Genomic DNA, 9,538 nt, shown 5'->3' with positions numbered 1-9,538 from the left:
GACCTAGACGGTCACGCGGTTGGACGGGCTGGGCGGCTCCATCTCAACCGAGAGCACATAGCCCATGGCATGGTGGAAGCGTTCGAGCTGGTCGGAGAATTGCTTGATCTCCTCCGGTTTCTGATCGGCATAGATGACGAAATTCTCGCTGGAGGCTTCCAGCCAAGCCGCCTGCGCAGGCGATGCCATGGTCGCAAAGAACAGTGCGGCCCATGCTAACAGTTTGATCGGCATTGCTATTCATCTCCCCCGCGGCCGGACGCTAGGCAGGCGCGCGAGGGACGACAAGAGTGAAATGAGGCTGTCCGCGATGCACAATGTCTTTTTTAGAGCGCCCCCCGCCACCAATATGCCGCCCGCACGTTGCGCGGGGATGAAACTGCGTATCCATGCCGCGATCGATTATGCGCTGCCCCAGCCGACCGATCTCATCCTCCATATCGAAGCGGCGCACCTGCCCGAGCAGACGGTATCCGATGCCCGGCTGGACCTGAGCGTGCTCGATCATTTCGCCCGTGTCGCCGCGCACGATCATATCGGTGAGCGCGTGCTGATGCGCGCGCAGGGGCAGCTGAAGGCGGATTATCATGCGACGGTGGAGATCCACCGCCTGCTCGCCGATGTGAGCGGGCTGGAAGCGCTGCCGCCGCACATGCTGCCGGGCGAGGCCGTGCAGTATCTGCTCGATTCCCATTATTGCCCTGGCAGCCAGTTCATCAGCTTCGTTGGCGAGACGTTCGGCGATCTGCAGGGCGGACAGCGCATCGCCGCGATCCGGGATTATGTCAGCGGACATTTCCATTATCTGCCCGGCGTGAGCACGCCCGAAACTACGGCGCTGCAGACCTTCGTGCGCCGGCAGGGCGTGTGCCGCGATTTCGCCCATATGGTGATCGCGCTCGCCCGCGCCTCCTGCATCCCCGCCCGCTTCGCCAGCGTTTATGCGCCCAATGTCACCCCGCAGGATTTCCACGCGGTCGCCGAGGTCTTCCTGGATGGCAGCTGGCATCTGGTCGATGCGACCGGCATGGCCACGGAAGGGGAGATGGCCAAGATCGGCATCGGCCGGGATGCGGCCGACGTGGCCTTCCTGACTTCCTTCGGCCCGGTCATCATGAACAGTCAGACGGTCGAGGTTGAGGTGGTCGAGCAATAAAGCCGGCGCCCGGCTCAGGGCGCCGCATCGCCCTTGAAAGGATGCGCATCGGACCAGGCACAGCCCGAGCGCAACGCATCGCCGATCTGGAGCGTGGCCACGAACGGATAGGTGCGGTCGGACATGCCGTCCGAACAATCGCCCGGCGTCAGCGTCATGGTGAAGGGCGCCGCGTTCAGCGTCCCGCTCCATGAGAGGCCGCCGCGCCCATCGAACCGCTCCACCGCGATCCGCTCGCCCTTGGGCGTCTCCGGCGTTTCGTAGACCAGCGTCTTGCCGGAGACCTGACCACCCCAGAACGGCTCAGTGCCCGTGAAGCGCACGGTCTCGTTCGCCGCAATCTCCGAATAAGGGCGATTATCGTCGCGATTGCCCGGCACATTGGGCTCATCGCCATGCGACTGGCAACCGGCGAGCAGCAGCGCCAGGGGCAGCGCCCGGACGATGTTGAGGGTGACGGCGTCGATCATGCCTCCCCTCTGCGCCCGCTATGCATTGCGGGCAAGCGCTTTGCGATGCGGGCGGGCTATCATGGTCGGGCAGGTCGGGGAGAGATGGAGCGCACGCCCGATCCATCACTGTAAGCGGATCAATCGATTGGAACTTGCGAGTGGTTCTCAATAAATGATCAGCCACCCGCTGCCGTGCCCGGCGCGCGGAATGAGATTGAGGACTGCCATGCCCCGTGACCTGACCAAGACGCTGACCTATCTGGCCGTTCACCTGACCGTGGGGTTCACGGTGGCATATCTGCTCACCGGATCGCTGGCGATGGCTGGCGGCATCGCGCTCATCGAGCCAGCGGTGAACGCGGTGGCGTTCTTCTTCCATGAGAAGGCCTGGAAAGCGGCCGATGCCCGTGCGACGGCGGCTCCAGCAGCGGTTCCGGGCGCTGCGTTCGATACGCGCATGGCGGCGGTGCGCTGGGGGTGATCGTCCGACGGACAGGCGATCCGCGAATAAACGCGCTTTTGCAGGGCGACAGGCGTAGGATGCGCGCTGCGGGCTGATGCGCTCGTGACCCCGAGAGGAACGCCAATGGCCAAGGGCCAGAAAAAGTCGAACAAGGAAGTCCGCAAGCCGAAGGCGGAAAAGCCGCCCAAGCAAAATGCGTCCCAGCCCAGCCAGAAGACCGGCGTGGTCAAGGGGCTGGAGAATATGCGGAACAGCTAAGATCAGGCGCGCGATGCCCACCTCCTGGCGACGACGCGCCGCCCGGTGGGTGCTGGCGGCGGCCTATCTGGTCGCCGGTACTGCGCATCTGCGCACGCCGGCCGGCTTCATCGCCATCACGCCGGACTGGGTGCCCTGGCCGGCGCAGGTGGTGATGCTGACGGGTCTTGCCGAGCTTGCCGGGGCGCTGGGTCTCATGATCCCGCCGCTGCGCCGCGCGGCGGGCATCGGCCTCGCGCTCTATGCGCTGTGCGTCTGGCCGGCGAACCTCAACCATGCGCTGAATGATATCGCGATCGGCGACACGCATCTGGGCTGGTGGTATCATGCGCCCCGGCTGGCGCTGCAGCCGGTGATCATCTGGTGGGCGCAGTGGGCGAGCGGCGTGACCGACTGGCCCTGGCGGACCGGGGCCGCGCGCAAGCCCTAGCGCGCGCTGCCCGCGCCGCCCTTCTTCGCGCCGGCAGATTTGGCGGGGGCCCTGGCACCGGCTGGCTTCCCCCCAACCTGTTTGCCACTGGCCTGCTTGGCCTTGTGCGCGGCAATGTCCGCATCGATCGCCGCGATCCGCTCCCGCTCGGGCGTGTCGCGCGGCAGGCCTTTCAAGCGGCAGGTCGCCCACAGGGCCTTGCGCTCGGATTCCAGCGCCTTGAGATACAGATCGGCCATGCCGGCTCCTATGGGTTGCGTGGGGGAAGGGGAACCATCCCCTAGCGCATGGCAGGCGAGGAGGACAGAGCCGTGCGCGGCGTACGGGGCAGCGGACGCCCGGCTCAGGCCAGCGTGACGAAAATCTCCGCCTCGATCACCCACTGCCCGGCGACCTCGCGCCACTTGGCGGTGTAAACGCCCGAGGCCGCCAGCGCGCCACGCTCCCGCCCAACGCCGCGCCATTCCCCCTGCTCCAGCGCGATCGGTTCGACCGGCGAGACGGTGATGGCGGCGGGGATGCGCTCATAGACGAGCCGGCTGGGCGAGGCGAACTCGCGCTGCCATACTCTCAGCTGAGCGGCCCGCCCGGCGATGACCGCGCTATCCGTGCCGGTGACCATCACGCAGTCCTTGCCCAGGATCGGGTCAATGGCTTGGGCGTCGCCATCAGCAATGGCGCGATTGAAGGCGGCCCGGCGGGCGCGGATGGGGAGGTCGGTGGGGGTGGTCATACGGTCCGTGCCGGGGATGGTGACGCAATTGACATTGTACAAATCTCTGTCCATATTTAGGATATGCAGGCTGTATCCTACTCCGAAGCGCGCGAGAATTTGAAGTCGATGATCGACAAGGTCGTTGCGGATCGCGCACCGCTGGCCATCACGCGTCAGCGTGGTGAAGGAGCGGTGCTGGTCTCCGCGAGCGAATGGGCGTCGATCGAGGAAACACTGTACCTGCTGAGTTCGCCCAAAAATGCCGAGCGCTTGCTGGAAGCCGTGCGGGGCTTCGAGGCGGGCGGTGCCGGTGTTGATAACGAGGGCGTGCCACTCCCGTGAACGTGACGTTCTGGCCGACGGCGTGGGACGATTATCGCCATTGGCAGGACCATGACCCCAAAATGTCCGAGAAGCTCAACGGGCTGATCGAGGAATGCCGGCGACATCCCTTCAAAGGCACCGGCAAGCCTGAGCCGTTGGGTGGCAATTTGTCAGGCTGGTGGTCGCGTCGGCTCAACCATGAGCATCGGCTGGTGTATCGGGTGGCGGGGAGCGGGAAGGACCAGACGCTACAAGTGGCGCAGTGCCGGTATCATTATTGAGAATTGGCCTAGTAATCCCCACATCGCGCTTGAGGGGAACGATTAGATGCGGTTTGATGCGGCAACTCTGGGATATGTCGAGGACGCTCTGAGCGAATGCTTTAATTACCACAAAGCCTTAGACAGATATCTTATTCGATCCGGTGTGTCTGGCGAAATGCTCAAGGCTGCTCGGGATCGAGCAGAGCTTATCGCGTCGAACTCCTCAAACAGAGAATATGACAGAGCGCCTAAGAGATTCGTTGTTCAGGAAGTTTTATCGGATCTTGATTCGGCGGGGGCCGAAGGCACCCGTATTGTATCCGCAATTGTTACGGGTTTGACGAGCGGCAATTTCCCGGACGCTTCTGCATCGGCATTGGCCGCAATTGAAGGATTGAAAAATAAGCAGAAGAGCGACGCTTTCGAAGCGCGACGTATTCGGGAAGAGAAGGAACTGCTCCGCTCCCAACAACGAGCAACCGAGGAGCGTAAGCGGACGGATGCTCTTTTAAAAAGAGAACAGGCACGCGTTATACTACATGAACGTTTCCTTAGTTTAATGGCGGAAGGCAATGCACAAGCCCGGGGATATCTGTTAGAATCTTTCCTAAATGACCTATTTGAACTTGAAGGATTGGATCCTCGTTCGTCTTTCAAGTTAAAAGGTGAGCAGATTGACGGATCATTCTCTTGGCGATCCCGAACCAATATCGTCGAAGCGAAATGGGTAAAGAGCCCAATTGCGGGCGCAGAATTTGGTGCATTCATCTATAAGATTGAGGGAAAGACTGCAGATACGAGAGGGATATACATATCGATCAATGGCTATTCCGTGGAGGCGCTGAAAGGGCTTAATAGCAAAGGCTCACTGAAATTCATCTGCATTGACGGAGCGCATGTTATGCGAGTTGTCGCTGGAGGGGAAAGGCTGCCAGAGCTCATGGAGAAACTCTGGCGCCATGCCGACGAAACTGGCGAAGCTTATCTGCCAAACAATAAAATTGCCTAGAGAATTACAAGGTGGATATCCCGCCGCCTTGGCCCTCAATCCCGCTCCCGTCCCCCGCTACCCATATACAGCTCGCTCCCCGTTTCGCGAAACACCTTGCTCATCTCTTCCATCCCCTTGAGCGCTGCGGCCTTGCTCGCAGCCGCCGTCTCCGCGCCGGTCGGGCCGGTGGCGATGAAGCCTTCCACGCCCTGATTCTGCTTGCCGGCGAAGTCGCGCACTTCCTGCGTGATCTTCATTGAGCAGAATTTCGGGCCGCACATAGAGCAGAAGTGCGCGGTCTTGGCGCCTTCTGCGGGCAGGGTCTGGTCGTGATATTGCTCGGCGGTTTCGGGATCGAGGCTGAGGTTGAACTGGTCGCGCCAGCGGAACTCGAAGCGGGCGCGGCTCAGCGCATCGTCGCGGACCTTGGCGGCCGGGTGACCCTTGGCGAGATCAGCCGCGTGGGCGGCGAGCTTGTAGGTCACCACGCCCACCTTCACATCGTCGCGGTCGGGCAGGCCGAGATGCTCCTTGGGCGTGACGTAGCAGAGCATCGCCGTGCCATACCAGCCGATCTGCGCGGCGCCGATGCCGCTGGTGATGTGGTCATAGCCCGGCGCAATGTCCGTGGTGAGGGGGCCGAGGGTGTAGAAGGGCGCCTCGCCGCAGACCTGCAGCTGCTTCTCCATATTCTCCTTGATCTTGTGCATGGGCACATGGCCCGGCCCTTCAATCATCACCTGCACATCCTGCTTCCAGGCGCGGTGCGTCAGCTCGCCCAGCGTATAAAGCTCGGAGAACTGCGCTTCGTCATTGGCATCGGCAATGGAGCCGGGGCGCAGGCCATCGCCAAGGCTGTAGGCGATGTCATAGGCCTTCATGATCTCCGTGATCTCGTCGAAATGCTCGTAGAGGAAGCTCTCTTTGTGGTGCGCGAGGCACCATTTCGCCATGATTGATCCGCCGCGCGAGACGATGCCGGTGACGCGCTTGGCGGTCATCGGAATATAGGCAAGGCGCACGCCGGCATGGATGGTGAAATAATCCACGCCCTGTTCGGCCTGTTCGATGAGCGTATCGCGGAAGATCTCCCAGGTCAGATCCTCGGCAATGCCGCCGACCTTCTCCAGCGCCTGATAGATGGGCACGGTGCCGATGGGGACGGGCGAATTGCGGATGATCCACTCGCGCGTGTCGTGGATGTTGCGGCCGGTGGAGAGGTCCATCACGGTGTCCGCGCCCCAGCGGATCGACCAGACCATCTTGTCGACCTCGCTCGCCACGTCGCTGGCGACGGCGCTGTTGCCGATGTTGGCGTTGATCTTCACCAGGAAGTTGCGGCCGATCGCCATCGGCTCGCTCTCGGGGTGGTTGATGTTGTTGGGGATGATCGCGCGGCCCCGGGCCACCTCATCGCGCACGAACTCAGGCGTCACATAATCGGGGATGCTGGCGCCGAAGCTCTCGCCATCGCGGATATATTCGGCGAGGCGGGCGCGGCCGAGATTCTCGCGCTCGGCAACATATTCCATCTCGGGCGTGATGATGCCGCGGCGGGCATAATGCATCTGGGAGACATTGGCCCCGGCCTTGGCGCGCAGCGGCCGCTTGACGACATTGGGGAAGGGGCGGACGCCGCCGGAGCGATCCGGGCCGAGCTGGCCGTTGTCCTCCGGCTTCACCGCGCGGCCATCATAGGCCTCGACATCGCCGCGCCCGAGAATCCAGTCGCGGCGCAGGGCGGGGAGGCCGGCCATGATGTCGATCCGCGCGTCCGGGTCCGTATAGGGGCCGGAGGTGTCGTAGACGCGCACCGGCGGCTCGCCGGAGCTGGGCTCGAGGTGAATCTCGCGCATCGCCACACGGTGCGGGCCGACGTGGATCTTGCGGCTGCCACGAATGGGTCCGGTGGTGACGCCGATCTCGGCCTTTGCGGGGATGTCAGCCATGGGGATGAGCCTTTCTGTGAACGGAGGAATCAGAGGAAACCGGCACGGCCGGTGAGCCCGGCAACGCCGAGCAGAAGACCAAGGACGATCGCGGCGATCGCCCAGATGCGGGTGGCGGTCGCGGAGGAGACCGCGCGGCCGATGCGCAGCACTGGCCCCGGCACGGCGATCAGCAGCGCGCCCTTGATGAGCGCACCCCAGCCAAACAGCGTGACGAGGGTCGCGAGCGGATCGGTGAGACTGCTGTGAGCGAGCACGAGGGCCGCGCCGATGGCGAAGGTCACCACGCCGGCGAGCAGCACCAGCCCGGGCGCGCGGTCGAAATCATCCAGCAGCGCCCGCCAGCGTTGCGGCGCGGAGAGGCCGGCAAGGCCAATGAGAATGAGATAAAGCCCCAGCACCTGCGCCAGTTGCAGGGTGAGCACGCTGCCCGTCATCATCGCCGCCACCCTCCTCTCAAGGGCCGGCGCGCCTGTGGCTAAGGGAATGAGGGTGGCAAGACTGGCCACGCTCCGCTCCCTCCGCCGGTACGAGCCGGTTCAGGTTCAACGGGTCGGATGGCGCTACCCATCCCTCTCAGCCAGTCAGCAGGCTCCCCGGGGAAGGCAGGAGGATAGGCCCTCTGGAGCGAGAGTGCAATGGTGCCGTCAGCCGAAGAGGACTCGCCGCGCGGGCGCCGTACGCAAGGCCCGCGCGGCGGTGGATCAGAAGGTGTAGGCCAGTCCCGCGCCGAACATCCACTGGTTGCGCGATCCGGCGAGGCGGACCACCGGGCTGTCGGCAATGTCGCCGAGCAGGCGGGTATAGGCGACGCCACCCACCAGCGAGAGGCCGCCCGAGAGGTCACCTGTCAGGGCGATGTTGCCGGCGGCGGCGAGCGTCCAGTCCTTCCAGCCGCTGCTGGCGGTGTAGACGGGCAGGGTGCTTGCGGCGCTCTGTGCGGGGGTGATCGAGAAATAAGTGCCGGCATAATCGCCATCGACATGATTGGCGCTAAAGGACACGACCGCGAGGCTCTTGGTGCTCAGCGGTGTCATGTAGCTGACCGAAGGCGTGATGATCGTGCCGCCATGGGCGCCCGCGACATCCTTGCGCGCGGTGACCGTTGCGGAGAGGCGGTCATAATTGCTGGTGATGAGGCCCCAGCGGGCAATGCCGGCATAGCCGCCCAGCTCGACCGAGGTGCCGACCTTGCCGAGCGCGCGGATGCGCTCGTCGTCGATCTTGTCGACATTGGTGCGGTTGAGGCCGATGGTAGCGACCGGACCGAGCTGGAAATCCCAGCGCGAGCCGCCATCGTTGATCAGATCGATGCTGGCGCGGTTTCCGACATACAGGAAGTTGAGGCCGCCCAGCTTGCCGACCGCACCGGGCACCGGCGTGATGCTGGTGCCGTTGGCGCCCTCATATTCCGGGATCACTGCGGCGCCCAGGCCGATGGTCAGCCGGTCCCCCGCGCGGGCGCGTGCGGCTTCGCGCTGCTCGGCGGCTTCGCTTGCCGCCGTCGCGGTCTGGCCGAGGGCGGGTGCCGACAAAGCGGGTGCGACGGCCAGAATGGCGAGAAGACAAGGGGATAGGGAGGGGAAAGGGCGCAAGTTGAAACTCCGACAAGAGGCTGATCCGTGCAACGCCGCAGGAGGCAGAAGGCTCCCGCCGCGCCGATCACGCCCGTCTCTGCGTCGACAATCCTGTCCGCCTGCGTCCTTCCGGCATCACGCAGGATGTCGTGCGCGGTCAGTTGAGCCGCATCAGTCCCGCCACGGTGAGGGCCAGCCCGCAGACCAGCGTCAGCGCCACCCAGATGCGCTGCATGTTTGCCAGATTGCGCAGCCAGAAGTGGAAGTAGAGGTCCGAGAAGGCGAGCACGACCAGCGCCTCGATCATCATGATGCCGCCAATGGCCTTCATGATGCAGGTGAGGATATCCGCCGGAATCCATGGATTGGCGAGATAGACCGCGGCGCCCAGAATCAATTCTACCAGTCCGCACAGCAATTGCAGCGCAGGCGATAGCTCGATCTCCTTGACCATCGTCTGCCACAGGCCGGGCTTGCGCAGCGCGCCGATGGCGGCGGCCAGCGTAAACGCCCCGAGCAGCATGGCCGCCCAGGCCGTTGCATCAATCATGTCGAACTCTGCCACTGATCTCTCCCGATGATGCCCGCCCCCGGGCAGCATGGGGCAGGCGATTGGTCCGGGGCCTTGTGGGCTCCTCGGCTGGCGCGGACTTTAGCGCGGGTGCGCGGGCGGTCCAGATGGAATTTTGCGGGATTATCTAACGGCGGTGAAGGAAGGTTGCCGGTGGGCTTCATGCCCTCTCCCCTTGAGGGAGAGGGATGCGCAGACTTGGCAGCTTGCTGCCTTAGTCGAAGCTGGGAGAGGGGTGAGCGATCCCCAGGATCGCGCGGATCAGAGATCCGCCACCTCTCATCCAACTCCGCCTAGCCGCCAGAAGGCGGCAAGGCTGCGTATCCTTCTCCCTCAAGGGGAGAAGGGTGAAGGGTGTTCGTTATATCCTCTTGGCTTGACACACGTCG

The 9,538-nt window shown here is 63.8% G+C and carries 15 protein-coding genes and 1 riboswitch; of the genes, 7 read left to right on the top strand and 8 right to left on the bottom strand.

Features of this window, described 5'->3' with window-relative positions:
* Positions 1 to 3: 3 nt before the first annotated feature.
* Positions 4 to 234: a hypothetical protein gene (locus M2339_RS11250; RefSeq protein ID WP_264586565.1), complete on the bottom strand. Its 231-nt coding sequence runs from the start codon at positions 232 to 234 to the stop codon at positions 4 to 6.
* A gap of 139 nt (positions 235 to 373) precedes the next feature.
* Here M2339_RS11250 and M2339_RS11245 point away from each other — a divergent pair, with 139 nt between their 5' ends.
* Complete coding sequence (locus M2339_RS11245) at positions 374 to 1,156, top strand: transglutaminase-like domain-containing protein (RefSeq protein ID WP_264576563.1); 783 nt, start codon at positions 374 to 376, stop codon at positions 1,154 to 1,156.
* Positions 1,157 to 1,170: 14 nt separating this feature from the next.
* On the opposite strand, the gene M2339_RS11240 is transcribed toward M2339_RS11245, so the two are convergent.
* Entirely contained in the window at positions 1,171 to 1,626 is a 456-nt protein-coding gene (locus M2339_RS11240) for a COG3650 family protein (RefSeq protein WP_264586566.1), read from the bottom strand.
* 208 nt (positions 1,627 to 1,834) lie between these two features.
* Between M2339_RS11240 and M2339_RS11235 the strand changes: the two genes are divergently transcribed.
* The 3 genes from M2339_RS11235 (at position 1,835) to M2339_RS11225 (ending at position 2,759) form a co-directional block, all read left to right on the top strand.
* Positions 1,835 to 2,089: a DUF2061 domain-containing protein gene (locus M2339_RS11235; RefSeq protein WP_264572019.1), complete on the top strand. Its 255-nt coding sequence runs from the start codon at positions 1,835 to 1,837 to the stop codon at positions 2,087 to 2,089.
* 105 nt (positions 2,090 to 2,194) lie between these two features.
* Positions 2,195 to 2,329, top strand: a complete 135-nt coding sequence (locus tag M2339_RS11230; protein ID WP_264572020.1) for a hypothetical protein — start codon at positions 2,195 to 2,197, stop codon at positions 2,327 to 2,329.
* 13 nt (positions 2,330 to 2,342) lie between these two features.
* A complete protein-coding gene (locus tag M2339_RS11225; protein WP_264586567.1) occupies positions 2,343 to 2,759 on the top strand; it encodes a DoxX family protein in 417 nt (138 codons plus the stop codon).
* On the opposite strand, the gene M2339_RS11220 is transcribed toward M2339_RS11225, so the two are convergent.
* Together M2339_RS11220 and M2339_RS11215 are read right to left on the bottom strand one after the other, a co-directional pair.
* Positions 2,756 to 2,998, bottom strand: coding sequence for a hypothetical protein (locus M2339_RS11220; RefSeq protein WP_264586568.1), 243 nt, complete (start codon positions 2,996 to 2,998; stop codon positions 2,756 to 2,758). The genes M2339_RS11225 and M2339_RS11220 overlap by 4 nt on opposite strands.
* 104 nt (positions 2,999 to 3,102) lie before the next feature.
* The gene (locus M2339_RS11215) at positions 3,103 to 3,492 is read right to left on the bottom strand and encodes a nuclear transport factor 2 family protein (RefSeq protein WP_264588311.1); all 390 of its coding nucleotides are present in this window, start codon (positions 3,490 to 3,492) and stop codon (positions 3,103 to 3,105) included.
* A 63-nt stretch (positions 3,493 to 3,555) separates the two neighbouring features.
* Between M2339_RS11215 and M2339_RS11210 the strand changes: the two genes are divergently transcribed.
* From M2339_RS11210 to M2339_RS11200, 3 genes are read left to right on the top strand one after another with little or no spacing between them, the layout of a single operon-like run.
* Entirely contained in the window at positions 3,556 to 3,816 is a 261-nt protein-coding gene (locus M2339_RS11210) for a type II toxin-antitoxin system Phd/YefM family antitoxin (RefSeq protein WP_264574445.1), read from the top strand.
* The gene (locus M2339_RS11205; protein WP_264586569.1) at positions 3,813 to 4,079 is read left to right on the top strand and encodes a Txe/YoeB family addiction module toxin; all 267 of its coding nucleotides are present in this window, start codon (positions 3,813 to 3,815) and stop codon (positions 4,077 to 4,079) included. Before M2339_RS11210 ends, M2339_RS11205 begins: the two co-directional genes overlap by 4 nt.
* Positions 4,080 to 4,125: 46 nt before the next feature.
* Positions 4,126 to 5,070 (top strand): hypothetical protein, encoded by a 945-nt coding sequence (locus M2339_RS11200; protein WP_264586570.1) that lies wholly within the window; start codon positions 4,126 to 4,128, stop codon positions 5,068 to 5,070.
* Between the two features lie 35 nt (positions 5,071 to 5,105).
* Here the strand turns inward: M2339_RS11200 and thiC are convergent, their stop codons facing one another.
* From thiC to M2339_RS11180, 4 genes are all read right to left on the bottom strand, one after another.
* Positions 5,106 to 7,001 (bottom strand): phosphomethylpyrimidine synthase ThiC, encoded by a 1,896-nt coding sequence (gene thiC / locus M2339_RS11195; RefSeq protein ID WP_264606346.1) that lies wholly within the window; start codon positions 6,999 to 7,001, stop codon positions 5,106 to 5,108.
* 29 nt (positions 7,002 to 7,030) lie between these two features.
* Entirely contained in the window at positions 7,031 to 7,441 is a 411-nt protein-coding gene (locus M2339_RS11190) for a DUF2065 domain-containing protein (protein ID WP_264586572.1), read from the bottom strand.
* A gap of 58 nt (positions 7,442 to 7,499) precedes the next feature.
* Positions 7,500 to 7,610: riboswitch (TPP riboswitch) on the bottom strand.
* Between the two features lie 95 nt (positions 7,611 to 7,705).
* Positions 7,706 to 8,536, bottom strand: a complete 831-nt coding sequence (locus tag M2339_RS11185) for a MipA/OmpV family protein (protein WP_264574450.1) — start codon at positions 8,534 to 8,536, stop codon at positions 7,706 to 7,708.
* 199 nt (positions 8,537 to 8,735) lie between these two features.
* Positions 8,736 to 9,143 (bottom strand): hypothetical protein, encoded by a 408-nt coding sequence (locus M2339_RS11180; protein ID WP_264606345.1) that lies wholly within the window; start codon positions 9,141 to 9,143, stop codon positions 8,736 to 8,738.
* Between the last annotated feature and the right edge of the window lie 395 nt (positions 9,144 to 9,538).

Origin of the sequence: Sphingobium sp. B2D3C, assembly GCF_025961835.1 — a bacterium.
In the GTDB taxonomy this organism is placed as follows: Bacteria; Pseudomonadota; Alphaproteobacteria; order Sphingomonadales; family Sphingomonadaceae; genus Sphingobium.
Note: the sequence above shows the minus strand (reverse complement) of the source record. Positions and strands in the feature narration are given on the sequence as shown.

Excerpts from the sequence above, each read along its gene's own strand:
- M2339_RS11250 (WP_264586565.1), bottom strand. The coding sequence starts at position 234 with ATGCCGATCAAACTGTTAGCATGGGCCGCACTGTTCTTTGCGACCATG.
- M2339_RS11245 (WP_264576563.1), top strand. The coding sequence starts at position 374 with ATGAAACTGCGTATCCATGCCGCGATCGATTATGCGCTGCCCCAGCCG.
- M2339_RS11240 (WP_264586566.1), bottom strand. The coding sequence starts at position 1,626 with ATGATCGACGCCGTCACCCTCAACATCGTCCGGGCGCTGCCCCTGGCG.
- M2339_RS11235 (WP_264572019.1), top strand. The coding sequence starts at position 1,835 with ATGCCCCGTGACCTGACCAAGACGCTGACCTATCTGGCCGTTCACCTG.
- M2339_RS11230 (WP_264572020.1), top strand. The coding sequence starts at position 2,195 with ATGGCCAAGGGCCAGAAAAAGTCGAACAAGGAAGTCCGCAAGCCGAAG.
- M2339_RS11225 (WP_264586567.1), top strand. The coding sequence starts at position 2,343 with ATGCCCACCTCCTGGCGACGACGCGCCGCCCGGTGGGTGCTGGCGGCG.
- M2339_RS11220 (WP_264586568.1), bottom strand. The coding sequence starts at position 2,998 with ATGGCCGATCTGTATCTCAAGGCGCTGGAATCCGAGCGCAAGGCCCTG.
- M2339_RS11215 (WP_264588311.1), bottom strand. The coding sequence starts at position 3,492 with ATGACCACCCCCACCGACCTCCCCATCCGCGCCCGCCGGGCCGCCTTC.
- M2339_RS11210 (WP_264574445.1), top strand. The coding sequence starts at position 3,556 with ATGCAGGCTGTATCCTACTCCGAAGCGCGCGAGAATTTGAAGTCGATG.
- M2339_RS11200 (WP_264586570.1), top strand. The coding sequence starts at position 4,126 with ATGCGGTTTGATGCGGCAACTCTGGGATATGTCGAGGACGCTCTGAGC.
- thiC (WP_264606346.1), bottom strand. The coding sequence starts at position 7,001 with ATGGCTGACATCCCCGCAAAGGCCGAGATCGGCGTCACCACCGGACCC.
- M2339_RS11190 (WP_264586572.1), bottom strand. The coding sequence starts at position 7,441 with ATGATGACGGGCAGCGTGCTCACCCTGCAACTGGCGCAGGTGCTGGGG.